14 protein-coding genes are annotated in these 22,050 nt (G+C 67.5%); 6 read left to right on the top strand and 8 right to left on the bottom strand.

Annotation, left to right across the window (positions count from 1 at the left end; genetic code table 11):
* Position 1: 1 nt before the first annotated feature.
* On the bottom strand, positions 2-406 hold the full coding sequence (locus NHH73_15975; protein USX24127.1) for a DUF4124 domain-containing protein: 405 nt from the start codon (positions 404-406) through the stop codon (positions 2-4).
* Positions 407-562: 156 nt separating this feature from the next.
* Between NHH73_15975 and NHH73_15970 the strand changes: the two genes are divergently transcribed.
* A complete protein-coding gene (locus tag NHH73_15970; protein ID USX29635.1) occupies positions 563-1,312 on the top strand; it encodes a DUF481 domain-containing protein in 750 nt (249 codons plus the stop codon).
* Positions 1,313-1,343: 31 nt separating this feature from the next.
* Entirely contained in the window at positions 1,344-2,549 is a 1,206-nt protein-coding gene (gene purT / locus NHH73_15965; GenBank protein ID USX24126.1) for a formate-dependent phosphoribosylglycinamide formyltransferase, read from the top strand.
* 92 nt (positions 2,550-2,641) lie between these two features.
* On the opposite strand, the gene NHH73_15960 is transcribed toward purT, so the two are convergent.
* The 4 genes from NHH73_15960 to NHH73_15945 are packed head-to-tail and all read right to left on the bottom strand — an operon-like array spanning position 2,642 to position 6,549.
* Positions 2,642-3,379 (bottom strand): LytTR family DNA-binding domain-containing protein, encoded by a 738-nt coding sequence (locus tag NHH73_15960; protein ID USX24125.1) that lies wholly within the window; start codon positions 3,377-3,379, stop codon positions 2,642-2,644.
* A 53-nt stretch (positions 3,380-3,432) separates the two neighbouring features.
* Positions 3,433-4,620 (bottom strand): histidine kinase, encoded by a 1,188-nt coding sequence (locus NHH73_15955; GenBank protein ID USX24124.1) that lies wholly within the window; start codon positions 4,618-4,620, stop codon positions 3,433-3,435.
* Positions 4,617-6,110: a carotenoid oxygenase family protein gene (locus tag NHH73_15950; protein ID USX24123.1), complete on the bottom strand. Its 1,494-nt coding sequence runs from the start codon at positions 6,108-6,110 to the stop codon at positions 4,617-4,619. The genes NHH73_15955 and NHH73_15950 overlap by 4 nt, the downstream gene beginning before the upstream one ends.
* Positions 6,111-6,120: 10 nt before the next feature.
* Positions 6,121-6,549: a DUF2141 domain-containing protein gene (locus NHH73_15945; GenBank protein USX24122.1), complete on the bottom strand. Its 429-nt coding sequence runs from the start codon at positions 6,547-6,549 to the stop codon at positions 6,121-6,123.
* A gap of 202 nt (positions 6,550-6,751) precedes the next feature.
* Here NHH73_15945 and NHH73_15940 point away from each other — a divergent pair, with 202 nt between their 5' ends.
* The 3 genes from NHH73_15940 (at position 6,752) to NHH73_15930 (ending at position 12,500) form a co-directional block, all read left to right on the top strand.
* Positions 6,752-10,564, top strand: a complete 3,813-nt coding sequence (locus NHH73_15940) for a CHASE domain-containing protein (GenBank protein USX24121.1) — start codon at positions 6,752-6,754, stop codon at positions 10,562-10,564.
* Between the two features lie 324 nt (positions 10,565-10,888).
* The gene (locus NHH73_15935; protein ID USX24120.1) at positions 10,889-12,079 is read left to right on the top strand and encodes a porin; all 1,191 of its coding nucleotides are present in this window, start codon (positions 10,889-10,891) and stop codon (positions 12,077-12,079) included.
* A 10-nt stretch (positions 12,080-12,089) separates the two neighbouring features.
* Entirely contained in the window at positions 12,090-12,500 is a 411-nt protein-coding gene (locus tag NHH73_15930) for a hypothetical protein (protein USX24119.1), read from the top strand.
* Positions 12,501-12,566: 66 nt separating this feature from the next.
* Here the strand turns inward: NHH73_15930 and NHH73_15925 are convergent, their stop codons facing one another.
* From NHH73_15925 to NHH73_15915, 3 genes are all read right to left on the bottom strand, one after another.
* Positions 12,567-13,949, bottom strand: a complete 1,383-nt coding sequence (locus NHH73_15925) for an MATE family efflux transporter (protein ID USX24118.1) — start codon at positions 13,947-13,949, stop codon at positions 12,567-12,569.
* A gap of 91 nt (positions 13,950-14,040) precedes the next feature.
* Positions 14,041-15,660 carry a methyl-accepting chemotaxis protein gene (locus NHH73_15920; protein ID USX24117.1) on the bottom strand — a complete coding sequence of 540 codons (1,620 nt, stop codon included), beginning with the start codon at positions 15,658-15,660 and terminating at the stop codon, positions 14,041-14,043.
* Between the two features lie 91 nt (positions 15,661-15,751).
* Positions 15,752-16,702: a 2-hydroxyacid dehydrogenase gene (locus tag NHH73_15915; GenBank protein USX24116.1), complete on the bottom strand. Its 951-nt coding sequence runs from the start codon at positions 16,700-16,702 to the stop codon at positions 15,752-15,754.
* A 288-nt stretch (positions 16,703-16,990) separates the two neighbouring features.
* On the opposite strand from NHH73_15915, the gene NHH73_15910 reads away from it, so the two are divergent.
* Positions 16,991-21,970 (top strand): response regulator, encoded by a 4,980-nt coding sequence (locus NHH73_15910; GenBank protein ID USX24115.1) that lies wholly within the window; start codon positions 16,991-16,993, stop codon positions 21,968-21,970.
* Positions 21,971-22,050 lie beyond the last annotated feature (80 nt).

Here is a 22,050-nt window from a genome sequence, read left to right as displayed (position 1 = left end):
ATCAGCGCGACGCCACGCGGCCCTGGCGACGCAACTCGTCCTGCATCTGCAAGGTGCTGCGGGCGGCCTGCAAAGTCATCGCGTCGGTGCCGCCGGCCTTGCGCATCAAGGGGCGCGGCAGATCGGCCCAGCGGCTGCGCGGCAAACCGGCGCCGCCCTGCACGGCCGGAACCACGCGTTCGACACCGCTGTTGATGATGATGCCCTCGGCGCCGGTGTCGCTAACGGCGGCCTCGTCGTTGGCGACACGGCTGCCCTGCGGGCATTCGGCATCGGTCAACAGCACGGAACCTTGGGCATCGACGCAGCGGTTGATGCCGGCGCTGGCGAACGAGGTGGCGGAGGCGGTGGCGGCGAACAGGCCGGCGCACAGCAGCATTTTTGTCAATTTCAGCGATGTCTTCATGATCGTTACCCCGTTCAGCTAATGGCGCAATGATCCTCCGTTGCCACCGCCCGCTCTGTACGGAACCACACGTAATCGGTGTCGGGTACAATAGCGCCTTCTTCCGTAACAAGATGACGCAGCGCCGGCCATGCCCGGCCCCGCCGTCCCATGCCTATGAAACCATTGCTGTTCGTACCCGCGCTCGCGCTATCACTCACCTGCGGCCACGCCGCCGCCGTCGATCTGGACCCGCCGTACGGCTGGAGCACCTCCGCCGAACTGGGCGCGATCTCCACCTCCGGCAACACCGTCGGTACCTCCGTCACCGGCAAAATCGATTCCAAGCAGGAACTTCCCGACTGGAGCAACGAGTACATCGCCGCCGGCTATTTCAAGGACGAGCAGGTCACCAACGACGATGGCGAAAAAGTGCGCGAGCGTTCGGCGCAGCGCTACTCGCTGTCGGCCAAGGCCGCGTATAAGCTGATGCAGGACCGCGACCGCCTGTTCGCGCTCGCCACCCACGTCGACGACCGCTTCGGCGCCTACATCCGCTACTCGACCATCGGCGTCGGTTACGGCACCCAGGTCTACCAGTCCGAGACCAAGACCCTGGACGTGGAGATCGGTCCGGGCTACTTCCGCGGCGCGCGCGACACCGGCGAGACCGAGAACGGCATGACGATCCGCGGCGCGGGCAACTTCAAATGGCGCCTGAGCGAAAACGCACTGTTCCAGCAAACGCTGATGGTCGAACGCGGCACCTCGAACACGCACTCGGAGGCGGAAACGTCGCTGCGCACCAAAATCAACAACACCATGCAGTTGAAGGCCGCGTTCAGCGTCCGCAGCGACACCAACGTGCCGGACGATAAAAAGAGCACCGACACGCAAACCTCGGTGACCCTGGTCTACTCTTTCTGACGCCCTTACTTCTCTTCTCTCTGAATCCAACATGAACACTCCACGCATCCTCGGCACGCCGCTGTCCCCCACCGCCACCAAAGTCATGCTGCTCGGCTCCGGGGAGCTGGGCAAGGAAGTCATCATCGCGCTGCAGCGCCTGGGCGTGGAAGTGATCGCCGTCGACCGCTATCCGAACGCGCCGGGCCACCAGGTCGCGCACCGCGCCCACGTCATCAACATGACCGACGGCGCGGCGCTGGCTGCGCTGATCGAACAGGAAAAGCCGGACCTGATCGTGCCGGAGATCGAAGCCATCGCCACCGACACGCTGGCCGCGCTGGAACAAGCCGACAAGATCACCTGCATTCCTACCGCCCGCGCCGCGCAGTTGACGATGAACCGCGAAGGCATCCGCTGCCTGGCCGCCGAGACGCTCGGCCTGGCGACGTCGCCGTACCGCTTCGCCAGCAGCCTGGCGGAGCTGGAGGCGGCCACCGCCGCCATCGGCTTCCCGTGCGTGATCAAGCCGGTCATGTCGTCGTCGGGCAAAGGCCAGTCGAAGATCGACAGCGCCGCCGAAGTCAAGGCCGCGTGGGACTACGCCGCCGCCGGCAGCCGGGTCGACTCCGGCCGCGTGATCGTTGAAGGCTTCATCGACTTCGACTACGAGATCACCTTGCTGACGGTGCGCTCGATCGGCGCCGACGGCCAGGTGGAAACGCAGTTCTGCGACCCGATCGGCCACGTGCAGGTGCAAGGCGACTACGTCGAATCGTGGCAGCCGTGCCGCATGGACCCGGTGGCGCTGGAACGCGCGCGCGACATCGCCGGCAAGGTGACCGGCGACCTGGGCGGCCTTGGCCTGTTCGGCGTCGAGCTGTTCGTCAAGGACGACATGGTGTGGTTCTCGGAAGTGAGCCCGCGCCCGCACGACACCGGCATGGTGACCATGGCGACCCAGGTGCAAAGCGAGTTCGAACTGCACGCCAAGGCGATCCTGGGCCTGCCGGTCAATGTCGCGCTCAAGGCGCCGGGCGCCTCGGCCGTCATCTATGGCCAGCACGAAGCGGCCGGCATCGCGTTCGAGGGCGTGGCCGAAGCGTTGCGGGTGCCGGGCAGCGACATCCGCCTGTTCGGCAAGCCGGAATCGTTCGCGCGCCGCCGCATGGGCGTGGCGCTGGCGACGGCGGACGATGTGGAAACGGCGCGCGCGCGCGCCAAGGAAGCGGCGTCGAAGGTAAGACCCGTCAAGTAAACACGTAGGGCGGATTAGGCGGGACGCCGTAATCCGCCATCTACGAGCCGCTGGCGGCGCATGCATGGCGGATTACGCTTCGCTAATCCGCCCTACATTTGTTTGAACAAATCCACGTAATTCCGGCTGACCACCAGTTGCTCGTCGCGCCCCTTCAGCTGCACCATCAAGCGCCCGCGAAAATCCTGCCGCGTCCCCGCCACATGCCGGGCCGCGACGATCACGCTGCGGTGTATCTGCCAGAATTGCCGCTCATCGAGCTGCTCGCGCAATTTGCTGATCGGCGTGCGGATCAAACTCTCGCCATCGGCCAGGAACACGCTCGTATATTTGTCATTGCTCTGGAAGTAAATCACCTCGTCGATCGAGATCAAACGGGTCTGATCGCCCTGCGAGGCGCGTATCCACTGCAACGGCTCCGCAGCCGCAACGGGAGCCGCCACCGCTCCGCCCAGCTGCGTCAACAAGGCCTGCAAAGCGGCCGCCGTCACACCGCTCGCCACCGAAGGCTCGCACACGGCGTCGCGTCGTGCTTGCAACCCGGTCTTCAATTTAACCACCGTCTTTGACAACCGATCCAGGCCGGCCGGCTTCAACAAATAATCCACCGCCGAATGCTCGAAAGCCTCCACCGCGTACTGGTCGAAAGCGGTGACGAACACGATGTGCGGCGGCTTCGGCCCCTCCATCAGCCGCGCCGCCACGTCCAGTCCCGTCATGCCCGGCATGCGGATATCAAGGAAAACCACATCGGGCGCCTGCTCGTCGATCAGGCGCAGCGCATCGAGTCCGTTGGCCGCTTTGGCGACCACCCGCAGTTCCGGCCACACGGTGTTGAGCTGTCCCTCCAGGTAATCGCGCAGGTGCGCCTCGTCGTCGGCTATCAGGGCGTGGAAGGTATCGATGTCGGACTCGCGTTCAAAGGCAGCATCAGGCGCACCGTCATGCCGCTGGGTTGATTTTCCAGTAATTCTACCCGAGCCGCGCCGCCGTACAAACTGGCCAGGCGCTCGCGCAGATTGCTCAGGCCCACGCCGCCGCCGGGCTTCTTCGCCGCCCCTTGGCCGGCCAGGCCGGCGCCGGTGTCGCTGACCTCCACGCACACGCGATCGCCCAGCAAACGCGCGCCGATGACGATTTCGCCGCCCTCCACCTTCGGCTCCAGGCCGTGTGTGATCGCGTTCTCCACCACGGGCTGCAGCAGCATCGGGGCGATCGCGAAGCCGCGCAGGTCATCCGGCACGTCGATACGGTAGCGCAGCCGCTCGCCCATGCGAACCGCCAGCACATCCAGGTAGGCCGCCAGCAGGGCCGCCTCGCTGGCCAACGTCGCCTGGTCGCCGCGGCTGGCCGCCAGGCTGGCGCGCAGATAGTCGATGAAGCGTTCCAGCATATGCTGCGCCTTGGCCGGCTGGGTGCCGATCAGGCCGACCACGTTGGCCAGCGTGTTGTACAAAAAGTGCGGCTCGATCTGAGCCTGCAGCGCGCGCAGGCGCGCCTCCGCCAGCAGCCGCTGGCTCGACGCGATCAATGCGTTGTCGCGCGCCGCCGCCATCGCCTGCTGCATCCGCCGCTCCCCGCTACGATGAACCAGGTACATGAATCCGGCGACCAGCACGCCCGTCGCCAGCGAATACACCCACACGCCGCGCTGGCCCAGCACCAGCAGGGGATTGGTTCTGTTCATCAGCACATTGCCCAGGCCTATGCCGACCGGCACGCTGAACGACATCAGCGCGACGTAGAACAGCATGCGCCGCGCACCGCGCAGGCGCGCCACCCAGCCGTCCAGCGAGCGGTTCAGCGCAAACATACCGCCATACACCAACCCACCGATCAAGTTCGAGATGATCAGCGTCGTCGGAAAATCACTGCGCAGCCTCTGGACGCTCGCGCCGCCGGCCATGTCGATCACCGTCAGCGCCAGCGCCACCGCACAGCTGAAGATGACGGTGTAGACAACGTTGCGGGGCACCGAATGCGGCCAGCGCCGGAAAAACGGGATGACTTCGAGCGGATGCGCGATCGGCGGCGGTTTGGCGCCCGGGATGGTGTCGTGGATAGTATTCATGTCGGCAGAAAGTTACCATGAAAGCAAACCGGCGCGCGATAAGACAATCGCGCGAGCGCCCTTGGACCGGCCTTGATGTTGTGCGCATCGAACACCGTCAGCACCGTCTGGCCGCGCCGCGTGTCCTGCGCCACGCCGACCAGATAGCCGTCGGTCTCCGAACGCGCTCCGCGCCGGGGCACCAGCACGTGCTCCTCCACCTGCCAGCCGGCGCCGAAAGCATAGCTATCGGCCTTGCCGCTGTCGGTGTCGATCAGATTGACGGTATTGAGGATCAGATCCTTGCCGACGCCGTCGGCGCCGAGCACCGCCAGCCGGCGGTGGCGCGCCGACACCACCTGCGGCGCCACGCGCGGGAACTCGCTGACGCCGAACAGCCGCGCCTCGCGCGCCTGGCCGGTGGCGTAGTCCAGGGTGATCTGCACCGTGGCGCTGCGTCCCGCGCCGTATGCGCGCATGTCGCCGCGCATCGGCAGCGCGGGATCGGGCAGGACGTCGCCTTCGTGCAGCACCGCGTCCAGACGTGTGCAGGCGCCATCCTCGAACGCGTTCCCGAGGTGGAAGACGGAGCGCGCGGGCAGTTCGAACACCCGGCGCAGTTCCAGCGTATTCTTGTCGATGACGACCGCGCGCAGCGGCCGCGCAGCGCCGTCCCATTGCATGCGTTCGGCCAGACTGAGACCGGCATCGGCGCGCATGGCGTACGGCGGCACCAGGAAGATCAGGTGGCGGCCGCTGACGACGAAGTCGTGCACCATGTTCAGGCGCGGCACCGGCACCATGGCGGTGCGCGTCACCTCGCCGGCGGCGTTCAGGCGATAGATCACCAACTGGTCGCCGCCGGGCGGATTGCCGAAGTTCCACAGGCCGCCATCAGGGTCGATTTTGGGATGGGCGGAAAAAGGCATGGCCTTCAGGTCGGCGCGCCAGGTCTTGGCGCCGCGCGTGGCCAGCGTCTCCGGATCGAGTTCGATCGCCGAGCCGCCCTCCCACAGCGCGTACAAGGCGCCATTGAACGGCAGCAGATTGGTGTTGGCGACGTTGACGCTGTCGTTGTTCTTCATCGCGCGGCGCGCGATCGCAGTGCCGAAGGCCGGATACAGGAAGCGGCCCGCCTTGTTCTCCTCATCGAATTTTTTCGTCAACACGAAACGGCCGCGATGAGCGACCTTGCCGCCACCGACCTGCCAGCGCTGGGCAAAGCCGTCGCCGTCAAACCAATGGTGATAGCGCTCGCCGCCCAACTCGAAGCGTCCCGGCCCGTTGCGGTAAAACACGCCGTTCAGGTCCGCCGGCATGCTGCCGCCAACCAGCGCCAGGCCCGTCTGTTCGCCGCCGGTATCGGCGTACACGGACAGACGCGGATTGCGCTCAAGCGCCTGATGGAAGCGGCGCGAGGTCTCGCTGTCGGCAAAGGCCGGCCCGGCGGACGCACCCAGGGCGGCAAGGCCGATGCCACGGGAAAGAAACTGGCGGCGTTGGTTCATCATCTCCCCCCTCTCAGCGCAGGGTGACGCTGACGGCGGCCCCGCCGGCCGGCACCTGGAAGCGCGCATCCTCGTAGCTCGGCGCGCTGCGATTGCCCATGGCGTTGTTGCTGAAGGCGTAGTCCTCGACCGGCATGCCGACCGCGTTCAAATCGAGCTTGCCGTTGCCGTTGGCGTCGTGATAGACCGCGAACGCGTAGTCGCCGGCCGGCAGTTCCTTGAACGCCAGCGTGACGGCGCCGGTCGACGCGGGCGCCATCCGCGCCAGATACGGCTTGCCGCGAAAAGTCTCGGCGGCGTTATACAAGGCGACCATCAAGCGGCCATCGGCGCTGGCCACGCCTTCGACCGTGATGGTGAGGTCGGCCGCGCTGGCGCCGGCGTTGACGCCTGCCGCGGCGAAGAGGAAGGCAAGGAAGGCTGTGGCGGTCTGGTATGTCATGTCGGGCTCCGGCGGTTGTGGTGGATGAAACAGGCGTCCACTGTAGCCAGGCGCGGTCCCCGCCGGCGGCCGATGCGACGAACGGCGCGCCAACGGCGCGAAATGCACGCCGCCGGCGCCAAATGTATGAACCCGGCGCAAAGCCCGGCGCAAATACGATATAGTGGCCGGGTGCCACTCGGATAATTCAAAACATGCTGCCATGCGCGTAGGTCACGATACGGATTCCCCGGCCGCCTCCGAGCGCTCCCTGGTCTCCGCCTGGATCGGGGACGCCGGCGCCCGCAAGGCGCCAAAGCTGCTGGCCGGGCCGATGCAGCTGGCGGCGCTGGCGCTTTGCTATGCACTGGTGGCCCGCGCCAGCCTGCTGCTGGCGTTCGCCAACACCAACGCCACGCCAGTATGGCCGCCGTCCGGCATCGCCTTCGCCGCCATCCTGTTGATCGGATACCGCGCCTGGCCGGCTATCATGCTGGGAGCCTTCGCCGCCAACCTCGCCACCTTCCACGCCAACGGCCTGGCGCTGGGCGGCGCCGTAGCGCTGGCCTCGGGCGCCATCGCCGCCGGCAACACCCTCGAGGCGCTGGCCGGGACCTGGCTGATACGCCGCTACGCCGACGTCACGCAGCCGGTAGGCCAGCTGCAGAACGTCTACAAGTTCGCGCTGGTCGCCATGGTCATGTGCCTGGTGAGCTCCGGCATCGGCGCCACCACCCTTTTGCTGTTCGGCCTGGCCAGCGCCGACACCTACGCCACCGTCCTGCTGACCTGGTGGGTCGGCGACACCGCCGGCGTGCTGCTGGTGACGCCGGCGATCATCGTCTGGTCGCTGGGCCGCCCGCGGGCCTGGAACTGGCGCGGCGCGCTGGAGATTGCGCTGTCCCTGGCGGCGTTGCTGGCGCTGACCGCCGCGGTCTTCTTGCGCGCCTATTCGCCCGACGACCATCTCGGATGGCTGCCGTATCTGTTCGTGCTGTGCGTAGCCTGGGCGTCGTACCGCCACGGCCTGCGCGGCGCCAGCGCCGTCTGCCTGTGCGCCGCCGCCGGCGCCGTGCCGGGCACCGTCAACGGCCTCGGTCCGTTCGCCGCCGGCACCCTCAACGACGCGCTGATCTCGCTCGACAGCTTCATCGTGCTGTGCTGCCTGATCGGCCTGGTGCTGAGCGCCGACGCCAGCGAACGACAACGGCTGCAAACGACCGTCAAGGAGCACGGCGCCGCGCAATGGGGCACCTTGCTGGTCGGGGTGGGCCTGACGGTGCTGGTGTGGCACCTGGTGGCGGTGGACACCGAACGGCGTGCGCGCGAACGGTTCGACGCGGAGGCCGAGGAGATCGCACAGCGCATCGTCCAGCGTATGAACCTGTACGAATCGGGCCTGCGCGGCGCCCAGGCGCTGTTCAAGGCCGAGCCGGAGCCGACGCGCGCGCAGTGGCGCGAGTTCGCCGCCGGCCTTGACCTGGTAAACAACTTCCCCGGCGTGATGGGGCTGGGCTACGCGGTTTTCCTGCGCCACGACCAGCGCGCCGGGTTGGAGCGCCAGGTGCGCCAGGAAGGCTATCCGGATTTCCGCATTTGGTCGCTGGATCCGTTGTCGCGCGATGCGGCGGACGCCGCGCAGCCTCCGCCTTCGTCGGCGCCGGTCTACTATCTTGAGCCGTTCGACGAGCGCAATCGCCGCGCCTTCGGCTACGATATGTTCTCCGAACCGATCCGCAAGGTCGCGATGCGCAATGCCGCGCGCTCGGGCATGCCGGCGCTCAGCGCCAAAGTGGAGCTGGTCCAGAGCGCACGCGCCGGACACCAGCCGGGCTTCTTGATGTACTTCCCGGTCTACCGCAAACAGGCGGGATTGCCGGCCGGCGCGACGCCGGAGCAGCGCATGGCGGCCTTGCAAGGCTATGCCTACAGCCCGATCCTGGCGGAGGAGTTGATGCGCGATCTGCTCGTCGCGGGCGGCCAGGCCGACAACCACGCCGGAACGCACGCGATTCGGCTGGAGATCTTCGACGGCGACGAGACCGACGCCAGGGCACGGCTGTACGCCAGCGCCGCCGACCGCACGGAGAACGACCGCCTGCACTATCCGAATCCGTTCGCGCGCGAGATGCCGCTCGAACTGCTCCAGCATCGCTGGACCTTGCGCTTCACGTCGCTGCCGGCCTTCGAGCGCTCCATCGACCGTCAGAAATCGCACATCGTGCTGCTGGCCGGCGTCATTATCAGCCTGCTGTTCTTCGGCGTGGTGCGGGCGCTGACCGCGCGCCACGTCTATGCCACCGCGCTGGCGCGGCAAATGACCGGCGCGCTGCGCGAGTCGGAAAGCTCGCTGATCGCCGCGCGCGACCTGGCCGAAGCGGCCAGCCGCGCCAAGACCGAGTTCGTCGCCAACATGAGCCATGAGATCCGCACCCCGCTCAACGCCGTGCTGGGCATGACACATTTGTTGAACAACACCCCGCTCTCGCCGGACCAGCAAAAGTACCTGGAGATGATACGCAGCTCGGGCAACTCGCTGCTCGGGATCCTCAACGACGTGCTGGACTTCTCCAAGATCGAGGCGGGCCGCATGGAACTGGCGCCCGCGCCCTTCCAGCTTGGCGCCGTGCTGGAGACGCTGGCCAACATCATGACCGTCAACGGCGGCGAGAAGGACCTGGAGCTGGCGATCGGCATCGAGCCCGGCGTGCCGCAGGCGCTGGTCGGCGATGGTCACAGGCTGCAGCAGGTACTCGTCAACCTGGTCGGCAACGCCATCAAGTTCACCGAAAAAGGCTCGGTGGCGGTGCTGGTGGAACTGGTGGCCGGCGCACCCGGCACGCCAGGCGGGGATCAGGCCCCGGCGGACGCCCGGGCCGCGCAACTGCGCTTCACCGTCAGCGACAGCGGCATCGGCATCCACGCCGACAGCCTGGCGCAATTGTTCGCGCCCTTCTCCCAGGCCGACGCCTCGATGACGCGCCGCTTCGGCGGCACCGGCCTGGGACTGGCGATCTCGCGCCGCATCGCCGCCTTGATGGGCGGGGCCATCGAGGTGCGCAGCACGCCGGGCGTGGGCAGTGAATTCATGCTGACGGTGCCGATGCTGCGCGCCGACGCGCCCACCGACGACGATGCTGCCGGCCTGCCGCCACTGCACCTGCTGGTGGTCGACGACGACACGCTCAGCGCCCGCTATTTATACAAAACCATCCGCGCGCTAGGTTGGCGCTGCGACTGCGCAGGTTCCGGCGAGCAGGCGTTGGCGGTGCTGCGCGGGTCGGGCAGCCGTTATGGCGCCGTGCTGGTGGACTGGAACATGCCTGGCATGGACGGCGTGGCGACCATGGAGGCCATACGCGCCACGGGCCCAGGCGCCCCGCCCATCGTCCTGATGGTCAGCGCCTTCGGCCAGGGCAAGCTGCTGGACACCGACGGCGCGCAAAGCGCCGACGCGGTGCTGCTCAAACCTGTCACCGGCCAACGCCTGCAAGATAGCGTGCGGCTGGCGCGCAGCGCGCGCGACGCGTCGGCGGCAAGTCAAAAAAATTCGGAAAATGGCGGCGATCCGGCGGTCGCGGACTCCGCGCCCGCCACGGAAGCGCAATCGCCCGCGTCCGGGCCGCCTCCCGGCTTGCGCGTCGACGGCGTGCGCATCCTGCTGGTGGAGGACAATCCGATCAATCAGCTGGTCGCCCGGAGCATGCTCGATTACGCCGGGGCCACCATCGATTCGGTCGACAACGGCCGCGCGGCGGTCGACCTGCTGCGCACCGAATCGCACCGCTACGATCTGGTGCTGATGGACGTGCAGATGCCGGAAATGGACGGCTTCGAGGCGACGCGGTTGATACGCTCGGAATTGGCGCTGACGCTGCCCGTGCTGGCGATGACGGCCGGCGTGATGGCCTCGGAACGCGAACAATGCATCGCGTCCGGCATGAACGACTTCATCGCCAAGCCGATCGACGTTGAGGAAATGCTGCGCGCCATCCTGCGCAACCTGCCCGCGACACCGCACGCCGACGGCCGCTGAACCCGGGCCGCCCTCACGGAAAGTGTGTCACGGCCGCGCCCGCTTACAGCCGTAAAACCACCCGAAAAATCGCAGACATGGCTTAGGCAAGCTTGCCGTTTGAGCCACTTGATAGCGGTCCCATATCGAAAGTCGTTGCCCCATCACAACGGAATTGTGACATTTTCGTATAAATTTGACCCGCATCAACACCTTCCGGGCCACACTAAATAAAGGCGAAGCAGACAAACATAGCGCCATTACATAACCACCGGAGGGTACACGATGAAACAAACGAGGCTTGCAAACCGCACTTTAGCTCGCAACCCAGTTTTTAATCCCGCGATGAAATCGCTGACGGCGCTGGCCATCCTTGGCGCTTTTTGCGCGACGGCCTACGCACAGGACGGCCCGCCGATCACCATCAGCGGTTTCGGCACCGGCGCGGTGACGCGGACCGATACCGATGACGCGGAGTTTTCACGCCTCAACCAGGCCAGCGGCGCGCGCAAGGACTGGCGCACCGGCGTCGATTCCAACCTTGGACTGCAGGTCACCGGCAAACTGAGCGACACCATCTCGTTCACCGCGCAAGGCCTGGTGCGCAAATACGGCGACGAGGACAGCTACGGCGCCGAATTGACCTGGGCCTTCGCCAAGATCAAGCTGAGCGACGACTTTTCCGTGCGCCTGGGCCGCGTCGGCCTGCCGGTCTATATGATCTCGGACGTGCGCAACGTCGGCTACGCCAACACCATGCTTCGCCCGCCGACCGAGGTGTATCGCCAGGTGCCATTCGACAGCGCCGACGGCGGCGACATCACCTACCAGCACGCGTTCGGCGACAGCACCGTGACCGCGCAGTTCGGGATCGGCAGGGCCAACGTGCGCCTCAACGACGGCGTGCAAGTGGACTTCAAGCCGGCCATGGCGGCGCAGGTGCTGCTTGAAAACGGGCCGTTCACCTACCGGCTTGGCCATTCGCGCACCAAGTTGACCATCAACGACAGCCCGAACGTGCAAACGCTCACCACCGCCTTCACGGCGCTGAAAATGACCGGCATCCTGGCGCAGATCCCGTCGCGCGACGTCACGGGCACCTTCAACTCGGCCGGCATCAGCATGGACTACCACAACATCATCGGCATGGCCGAATATGCCAAGCGCAAGACCGACACCCGCCTGGTGCATGACACCACATCCTGGTATGTGATGCTGGGCTACCGTTGGGGAAAATTCGTACCGTTCGTGATGCACGGGGACGTGAAGCAGGACAGCATCCGCAGCTTCGCGACGCTGCCGACCACCGGTCCGCTGGCGCCGCTGGCGGCCGGCGCGAACAGCGCGCTCAAGGCGGGCCTGCAATCGAGCACCGCGATCGGCTTGCGCTGGGACTTCTACAAATCGGCGGCGTTCAAGGTGCAGATGGACCGTGTCAAGACGCGTGACGGCAACGGCTACTTCCTCGCCCCCAAGCCCGGCTTTGCCGGCAGCACGGTGAATGTCTACGCCGCCGCCATCGATTTCGTCTTCTAAGGAGAACCACATGAAAACGACTATCGGCAAGCTGCTGCTGGCGGCGGGTGTCTGCGCGTTCGCCGCGCCTTCGTTCGCGGCGGAGATCGTGGTCATCGTCAGCCCGAAGAACCCCGCCACGCGCATGTTCAGCGAACAGGCCGGCCAGTTCTTCCTCGGGAAATCGACCTTGTTCACGCCCGTCGAACACACGGACGGCGCGCTGCGCAACGAGTTCTATAAAAAGGTGCTGGACAAGGATGCGACCCAAGTCAAGGCCATCTGGTCCAAGCTGGTCTTCACCGGCAAGGCCAGCGCGCCGAAGGAATACGCCTCCAGCGCCGAAGTGAAAAAGGCGGTGGCGGCCGATCCGACCGCCATCGGCTACATCGAGAAAGCGCAGGTCGACGACACGGTCAAAGTGATCCTCACCGTGCAGTAACGAAATGCGCTGAAAGATGTGCGATACGACGCCCGGCCACAGCTCAAACGCGCGCCGGGCGTTTTTTCATCCCTCGACCACGATCGCGGGCCGCAGCCGCTTGCGCGACGCCCGCGCGTGCGGCACCCAGGCGTGGGTTTGCCAGCGGTGCCACATGATCAAGCCGCGTATCCATTCGTCGGCGACATAGGCGATCCACACGCTGACCAGGCCCCAGCCCAGCACCACGCCCAGCACCCAGCTGCCGCCGGCCAGTACCAGCAACATCGACAAGGCGCCCGCCATCACCGGGAAACGGGCGTCGCCGGCCGCGCGCAGCGCGTTGATCACCACCAGGTTGAAGGTGCGGCCCGGCTCCAGCAGCACCGTGATCCACAGTAGCGTGATGCCGGCGTCGACGATCTGCTGGTCCTGCGTGAACCAGCCTAGCAGCCAGCGGCCGCCCAGCGCGGCGGCGGCGGCGATCACCACGCACGCCACCAGGCCGATCTTCAGCGCGCGCCGCACCACGGCGTGCGCCTCGCGCAGGTCGCCCGCGCCGATCAGGTAGCCGACCACGATTTCCACCGCCAGGCCGGTGGCGATACTGAACATCATCACCCCGCCCATCAACTGCAGCACGTAGGCCTGGGTCGCCAGCGAGGTGGCGCCCAGTTGCGCCGCCGTCGCCACGCTGAACATGAAGGCCAGGCGGTAGGCGATGTTCTCGGCCGCGCCGGGCAGGCCGATATGCAGCACCGCCGCCAGCTCGCGGCGCGGCAGGCGCCACCAGTCGCTGCGCACCAGGGTGACGCCGAGATGAATGCGCCACAGCCACAGATGCAGGGCCAGGCCGATGGCGCGGCTGACCGCCAGCGCCACCGCGAAGCCGGGCAGGCCCATGGCGGGCAGCGGTCCCCAGCCGTACATCAGCGGGATGGCCAGCGCCAGGTGGCTGACGTGCATGGCGATCAGCACCAGCAACGTGTCGCGGGTGCGCAAATGGGCGCGCATCACGCTGGCCATCGAGGCGTTCCAGGCGTCGAACAGCAGCGACGGCGCTAGCGCCATCAACAGCGGCGCGGCCAGCGGGAATACCTCGGGCGGCGCGTTGAGCAGATGCAGCAGCCCGTTGGCGCCGGCCAGCGCGGCCAGCGCGGCGACCGCGCCGAGCCAGGTGCTGGCGCCGACCACCGCGCGCGCGACCTTGTCGGCGGCGTCACGCTGGCCGCCGCCGAGATTTTGCGTGACGACCACGCTGACGCCGGCGCCGATGATGCGAAACAGGATGAACAAGGTGGCCGAGACCTGGCTGGCGATCGCGAAGGCGCCGCCGGCGGCGTCCGAGATGCGCGAGGCCAGCGCGGTGCCGACCACGCCGGCGCCTATCGCCAATCCCAGTTCGACCAGCAGCGGCCACGCCAGATTGAACATGGGCGGGGTGCCGGAGGGGGATTTGAGAGCGGACATGGGGAGTTCGGGATAGTTAGTAGTGCTGAGCTCCGTTAGTTTACAGCAATATCGGTCGGTGCATGGGCCGCCGCGACGCATGCATGGCGGATTACGCTGCGCTAATCCGACCTACGTGGATCCGATGGACGCTGGATTTCGTTGGCATTGGTGACTTTGGCGCGGCGGCGTCGATCTTGAAGGAGCCGACCAGTTGCGCCAGTTCCTTCGCCTGCGCTTGCATCGCCGCCGCCGCCGCCGCCGCCTCCTCGACCAGCGCGGCGTTTTGCTGCGTGACGCCGTCCATCTCGCCGATGGCGGTCGTCACCTGGCCGATGCCGTGTTCCTGCTCGGCGCTGGCGCTGCTGATCGAGGCCATGATGGCGGTGACCTTGCGCACGCTCAGCACGATGTCGTCCATCGTCGCGCCGGCGTCTTCGGCAAGCGCGCTGCCGCTGGCGATTTGGCCGGCCGAGTCGTTGATCAGTTGTTTGATCTGCTTGGCCGCCGCCGCCGAACGCTGCGCCAGATTGCGCACTTCGGAAGCGACCACCGCGAAGCCGCGACCCTGCTCGCCCGCGCGCGCCGCTTCGACGGCGGCGTTCAACGCCAGGATATTGGTCTGGAAGGCGATGCTGTCGATCACGCCGGTGATGTCGACGATCTTGTGCGCGTAGTCGTTGATCCCGGCCATCGTCCGCACCACCTCCGACACCACCTTGCCGCCCTTTTCCGCGACCTCCGACGCCGACAAGGCCAGCGCATTGGCCTGGCGCGCGTTGCCGCTGTTTGCGCGCACCGCCGACGTCAGTTGCACCATCGCCGACGCGGTCTCCTGCAGCGCCCCGGCCTGATGCTCGGTGCGGCGCGACAGATCCATATTGCCGTTGGCGATTTCGCGCGAGGCCGAATCGATCGCCACCGCGCCGTCGCGCACCCGGCCGACGGTGTCGGCCAGGCGGCCCGTCATGTGGCTCAGCGCGTCGAACAGCTGGCCGATCTCGTCGCCGCGTCCATGCTCGATGACCACGTGCAGTTGGCCGGCCGCGACCTGTTCGGCCAGCGCCACCGCGCGTGTCAGCGGACGCACGATACTGCGGGTCAGCATCAGCGCCAGCACCGCGCCCAGCGCCAGGGTCGCCAGTCCGAGCCCGATCAGCAGCGCGCGGCTGCTTCGATACTGGCTGGCCGACAGCGCGGCCATCGTCCTGGCCTCCTGCGTTTGATACGCCAGCAGTTTTTGCAGCGCGCCGGTATAGGCGCCAAAGGCGCCGGCCAGGCGGGTGTCGAGCAAGTCGCTCACTTCCTGTATCCGTCCGCTGTCCTTCAACTTGAACAAGTCGGCACGCAAGGCCAGATACGCTGCGCGCCTCGCGCCAACGGCCAGCAGCAGCTCGCGCTCCACGCCGTCGGCCGGCATCGCGGCCAGGCGGCGATCCATGCCCGCCGCCACCTTCTCGCCGGCGACCAGTTGCGCTTGGAAGATGTCGCCCACTTCGAGGCTGTCGCTGCGGGCGATGGAGATCGCCCGCAGGCCATTGAGCTCGGCCACGCCGAGCAGCTCGGACGTCAACTGCTGCTTGGCCAGCTTTTCATCGACCAGATTGGACGCGGTGTCGTTGGCGGACTGCAGGCGCCACAGCGACACGGCCGACATGCAGGCCATCGCCAACAGCAGCATGGCGAACGACGCCAGCACGCGCGCGCCGGTCTTCAATTGAGGGAGTTTCATCGCGACAGTTCTTCCGAGTAATTAATGTTATAACACCGACATTAATCACTATACGCGACGAATATGACGCCACAATTACCTCGAGGCAATTTTATGCGACGGGCGTCAGGAGTGCGCGTCCCTCGAAGTGGGCAACAAGATTATCCACCACCAGCTGCCCCATCGCGTGACGGGTCTCCACCGTCAGGCTGCCCACGTGCGGCGCCAGCACCACGTTATCGAGCTCGCGCAGCGCGGCCGGCACGCGCGGTTCGTCGTCGAACACGTCGAGCGCCGCCATCCCCAGCGCGCCCTCGCGCAGGGCCGCGATCAGCGCCTGCTGGTCCACCAGCGAACCGCGCGCGATATTGACCAGGGTTCCCTCCGGCCCCAGCGCCGCCAGCACCTGCGCGTCCACCGCATGCCGCGTCGCCGCGCCGCCCGGCGCGCACACCACCAGATAGTCGCTGGCCCGCGCCAGTTCCAGCAGGGACGCGCTGCGCTCCTGCGCGACGCCGGCGATCGCGCGCGGCTGGAAATACAGCGCGCGCATGCCGAACGCCTCGGCCCGCGCCGCCACCGCCTGGCCGATGCGGCCGAAACCGAACACGCCGCAGACCTTGCCGCGCAGGGCGCGCGTGGGCGACAGCGGCTGCCCCGCCTCCCAGGCGCCGCTGCGCACGTAGCGGTCCAGCGCGGGCAGGCGCCGCGCCGCCGCCAGCAACAACGTCAGCGCCAGATCGGCCACGTCGTCGGTCAGCACGCCGGGCGTGTTGGTGACGACTATGCCGCGCGCGCGCGTCGCCTCCAGCGCCACGGCGTCGGTGCCGATGCCGTTGACGGCGACGATTTCCAGCGCCGGCAACTGGTCCAGCAGCGCCGGGCCGACGCCGATGGCGCCGGTGGTCAGCAGACCGCGCACGCCGGCGGCCACGCTGCGGATATATTCCGGCTGCAGCTCGCGCGGCTGGCGCCAGGCATGGTGGCATTCGAAGTGGGCGTCCAGTTGTTCCATGACGGCGGCCGACGGGCTGGCGGCCAGCACCAGGAGTTGAGGTTTCATGCGGGGGTTCCTTGTAAAGTGATGCTCACGGCGTGCTCACGGCGATTGTACAAGCGGGCGCGAATTCGCGCCGCAAGCATGGACTTTCGGCCTGCTATTCCGTATGCTGATAATCACTTGCCGGGAGAGTGCCCTGATTTGAACGTCCACGCCCTATCACTGCATGCCTGTATCGCCGCCCTTTTCCGGCTTGTTCGACTTGTTCGGCTGGTTCGGCTATGCCGTGTCGTCCCGCTGTCCCGTGTCGCCTTCGCGCCGGCGGCATGCGTGTGCCTTCTGGCCGGCGCCATGCTTTCCGGCCCCGCCAGGGCCGGCGCCGAGCGCTGGGACAAACTGGCCACCCCGCTGTTCGAACATCTCGGCCTCGAACAAGGCTTGCCGCATCCGGTCGGCATGGCGCTGGCGCAGGATGGCGACGGCTACATCTGGATCGGCACGCAGAGCGGCCTGGCGCGCTGGGACGGTTACCGCGTGCGCAGCTTCCACCACAACGCCGGCGACCCGACCAGCCTTCCCGGCGATTTCATTCAAACGCTGCACGTCGACGCGCGCGGGCGCCTGTGGGTCGGCACCGCCACCGCCGGCCTGGCGATGTACGACAATCGCAAGGAGCATTTCGTCCGCTTCAACGAGGAGTTGGGCCAGGGCCTGGTCAGCGCGATCGCCAGCGACGCCAAGGGCAATCTCTGGATAGGCACGCCCGCCGGTCTCAAATTCTACGACGCCATCTCCGGCACGGTGACCAGCCATACCCGCGAAACGGCGCCCGGCCTGCCGGACAACCAGGTCCGCGCGCTGCTGGTGGACCGCGCCGGCAACCTGTGGATCGGCACCGGCACCGGGCTGGCGCGGATGAAACCCGGCGGCGCCATCACCGCTATTCCGGTCGGCGCCGCCGGCCAGGGTGGCTGGAGCGACACCGTCATGGCGCTGGGTGAAAACAGCCGGGGGCAGATCGCCTTCGGCACGCTCAAAAGCGGCGTCGGCACGGTCGATCCGCTGGCCGACCGCGGCCGTCTGCTTGCGCTCAAAGGCGTCAAGGACATGGAATCGAACATGGTGCTGTCGCTCGCCGAGAGCACGCCCGGTAACTGGTGGGCCGGCACCTATGGCGGCGGCATCGTCGAGTACCACGCCGCCACCGGCCGCGCGAACCGCATACTGCACCAGCCGGCCGTTCCGCTCAGCCTCAGTAACGACCGCACCGCCGCATTGCTGCGCGACCGCAGCGGCATGATCTGGGTCAGCACGGAGCGCGGCGTCGACATCCACGATCCGCACAGCGAGAGCATCGACTCGGTGTTCGGCGGCGAGGGCAAGCTGGAGGCGGCGGTCACCGCGCTGATGACCGACAGCCGCCGCGAGGTATGGATCGCGCTGGCCGACCAGGGCATCGACATCGTGGCCACCGACGGCGCGCGGCGCGCGGCGCTGCGGCCCGACCCGCACCAGCCGGAAACGGCGCTGCCCAACCGCGTGGTGCTGGCGCTGGCCGAGGCCGAGCCGGGCGAAGCCTGGATCGGCACCCAGCTCGGTTTGTACCGCACCCGGGGCGGTGGCCGCGCCGTCAAGCGCGTCGCGCTGCCGCAGGAGAGTCGATATCCGCGCATCGGCACCATCCTCAAACGCGACGGCCAGCTCTGGCTGGGCACTTTCGACGGGCTGCTGCGCTACGATGTCGCCGCCGGCACTGTCAAGCGCTACGCCCAGGGCGCGCCGGAAGCCGGCGGCTTGACCGACAACCGTATCCACGCGGTGGTCCCCGACGCCGACGGCGCGCTGTGGATCGCCACCCGCAACGGCCTCAATCGACTCGATCCGGGGAGCGGCAATATAGAGCAGATCCACGCCGCGCCGGCCCTGCCCACCGCGCTCTCGGAGGCCGTCATCAGTTCCCTGGTGATCGACGGCCGCGGCAGGCTGTGGGTGGGCACCTACGGCGGCGGCATCTGCGTGATGACGGGCCGCGACGCCAGGGGCGCGCCGGTGTTCGAACGCGTCGGCGTCGCCGAGGGGCTGTCGACCGGCACCATCATGGCGTTGCAGTCGGACCCCGCCGGCCGCATCTGGGCCGCCACCTCCGACAGCATCGCCGTGGTCGACGCCACCACGCTCAAGGCGCGCGCGCTGGCCCGCGCCGACGGCCTGGCGTTCCGCACCTTCTTCATCGGCGCCAGCACCGTCACCAACGAGCGCGAGCTGCTGTTCGGCGCCACCTCCGGCATGGCGGTGGTGTACAGCGGGCGCCTGAACGACTGGGGCTACCGTCCGCCGCTGGTGATCAGCGCCGTGCGGGTCGACCAGCGCGCGCTGACGCCGGAGCAGCTCAGCGCGCCCGAGGGGCCGACCCTCACCTTGACGCCGGACACCCAGAGCTTCGAGGTGGAGCTGGCGGCGCTGGACTACTCCGCGCCGCAGCGCAACCGCTACGCCTACCTACTGGAAGGCTTCGACCGCCGCTGGACCGAGGCCGACGCCAGCCGCCGTGTGGCCAGCTACAACAGGCTGCCGCCGGGCGCCTACCGCCTGCGCCTGCGCGGCAGCAACCGCGAGGGCTTGTGGAATGTCGACGAGCTGTCGTTGCGGGTGGTGGTGCTGCCGGCCTGGCACCAGACCTGGTGGGCCAGGACCGGCTACCTGCTGGCCGCCGGCCTGCTGGCGTGGGCGCTGGTGCGCTGGCGCGTCCGGCAGCTGCACAACAAGGGCGAGGCGCTGCAGGCGCTGGTCTACTCGCGCACCCGGCATCTGGAAAAACTCAACGCCATCGTCAAATCGATCAACGAGCAGCTGGACTTCGACGCGCTGCTGCAGACCATCCTGCAGGAATCGACCGTCATCAAGGGCATCGATACGGCGCTTGCGCTGGTGCGCGAAGCCGGCACGGAGACACTGACGTTGCGCGCGGCCTGGGGCCGCATCGACGCCGCCGCCGACATCTACAGCATCGACCTGCGCCGGGCGGAGCTGCGCTACGCCCCGCCGGAATCCATGATCGCGCCGGACATCTTCGAGATCCACCATCCCAATTCGCTGCCGGGCGACGTCTGCGCGATGCTGGCGGTGCGCGTGGTGATCGACGGCCAGGTCGAGGGCTATCTGATTTTCGAGAACTACCAGTACCAGACCAGGTTCGAGGCGAGCGATCTCGATCTGCTCAAGGCGCTGAAGGAACCATTCGTTTCGGCGTACCAGAAGGCGCGGGCGCTGCGCATGATCGAGCAGGCGCGCGCCAACGCGGAGGCGGCCACGCGCGCCAAGAGCGAATTCCTGGCCAACATCAGCCACGAGATCCGCACGCCGATGAACGCCATCCTCGGCTTTGCCGGCCTGGGCACCCACCTCGACCTGCCACCGCAACCGCTGGACTACTTCCGCAAGATCGGCCGTGCCGGACAAAGCCTGCTCGAGATCATCAACGACGTGCTGGACTTCTCGAAGATCGAATCGGGCAAGCTGGAACTGGAGGCCCTGCCCTTCGACCTGCCCGACACGCTCAACCAGCTGGCCGACCTGTTCTCCTGGCGCGCCGCCGAACGGGGGCTGGAACTGGTGATCTGGTCGGCCCCGGACGTGCCGGCCAACCTGCTGGGCGATCCGCTGCGCCTGAGCCAGATCCTGGTCAACCTGGTCGGCAACGCGCTCAAATTCACCGCGCGCGGCCACATCGAGCTGCGTGTGGAACTGGACCCGAACATCGCCGCCGCCGACGTCGCCCCGGGCGCGTACGCGCTGCGCTTCACGGTCGAGGACAGCGGCCTTGGCATCAGCGGCGAACAGCAGGCGCGCCTGTTCCAGGCCTTCGCCCAGGCCGACGCCAGCACCACGCGGCTCTATGGCGGCACCGGACTGGGACTGGCGATCTCGCAGCAACTGGTGCGCAAGATGGGCGGCGTGATCGCGGTCGACAGCGAACCCGGCGTCGGCAGCAGCTTCAGTTTCACGGTGCAGCTGCACCCGGCCGCCGACCAGACCCCGCGCCTGCTGCCGCTGCCGGCGCAGGTGCTGGGCAAGCGCGTGCTGGTGGTCGACGACTGCGAAGCGGCGCGCCACATGCTCAAGATCCAGCTGGGCGGTCTCGGGCTGCGGACGCGCGCCGTGGCCTCGGGCGCGGCGGCGGTGGCCGCCCTGCAGCTGGAGCCCTACGACATCCTGCTGATCGACGCCGACATGCCGGACCTGGACGGCATCGAAACGCTGCACCGCATCGGCGCCGACCCGGAACTGGCGCGCGTTCCGGCGATCCTCATGGTCACCGCCTACGCACGCGAACACGATACCGACGCCGCCGCGCAAACCCGCCGCATGCCTTTCATCGACAAACCGGCCAATCCTTACCTGCTGCGCAGCGCGATCCTGACGGCGCTCGGGCTGGACGCCGGACAAGCCGCCGTCAAGGCGCCCGCGACGCCCTCGTTCGCGGTCCAACGCATACGCGGCGCGCATGTGCTGGTGGTCGACGACAATAGCATCAACCAGCAGGTGGCGAGTGAAATTTTGCAGCGCGCCGGCGTCCGGGTCGACCTGGCCGCCAGCGGCGACGAGGCGGCGCGCATGGTCCAGGCGCGCCGCTACGACGCGGTGCTGATGGACATCCAGATGCCCGACATGGACGGCTACCAGGCCACGGCGCTGATCCGCGCCGACGAGCGCCACGCCGCGCTGCCGATCATCGCCATGACGGCGCACGCGGTGGCCGGCTACCGCGAGCGATGCCTGGACATGGACATGAACGATTACGTCACCAAGCCTATCGATCCCGACACGCTCTACGCGGTGCTGGCCACCTGGGTGCGGCACGACGCCGCGCGCGCGCCGGTGGACGAGCAGGAGACGACGCCGGCGCCGCGCGCGCAGGGCCTGGCGCCGGCGGCGCAGTCCAACGCGCGTCCGGGCATCGACATGCAGGCCGCGCTGGAGCGCCTGGGCGGCCACAGCGCGCTGCTGACGCGGCTTCTGGGCCTGTTCGCGCAGGATTTCGGCGCCACTTTGCAACACATTCATGATGCAATCGACGCCGGCGACCTGGCGCGGGCGGCCGAACTTGTGCACAAGATCCGTGGCGCGGCCGGAAACATTTCCGCGCCCGATCTGTTTGAGGCCGCCACGGCCCTGGAGCAACGTCTCAGAGAGCATGAGTCGGCATTACCGCAGCTATTGAGCAATTTCGAGCAGGCGTTCGAGATCGTCATGCACAGCGCGCACGACGAGATCGCCAAACAATCTTCGGGCCCGCCGGCGGCCAGGGAAAACACCGGGCAAAGCCACTAGCATGTTGCTATGTTGAAACCTCTTGAGGTCGGTCATGCTTTGTCCTAGCATGGACTTGCGTATTGATACGCGTCAACCCG

The organism is Oxalobacteraceae bacterium OTU3CINTB1, assembly GCA_024123955.1.
Lineage (GTDB): Bacteria > Pseudomonadota > Gammaproteobacteria > Burkholderiales > Burkholderiaceae_D > Rugamonas.
This window is presented reverse-complemented; position numbering and strand designations above follow the sequence as displayed.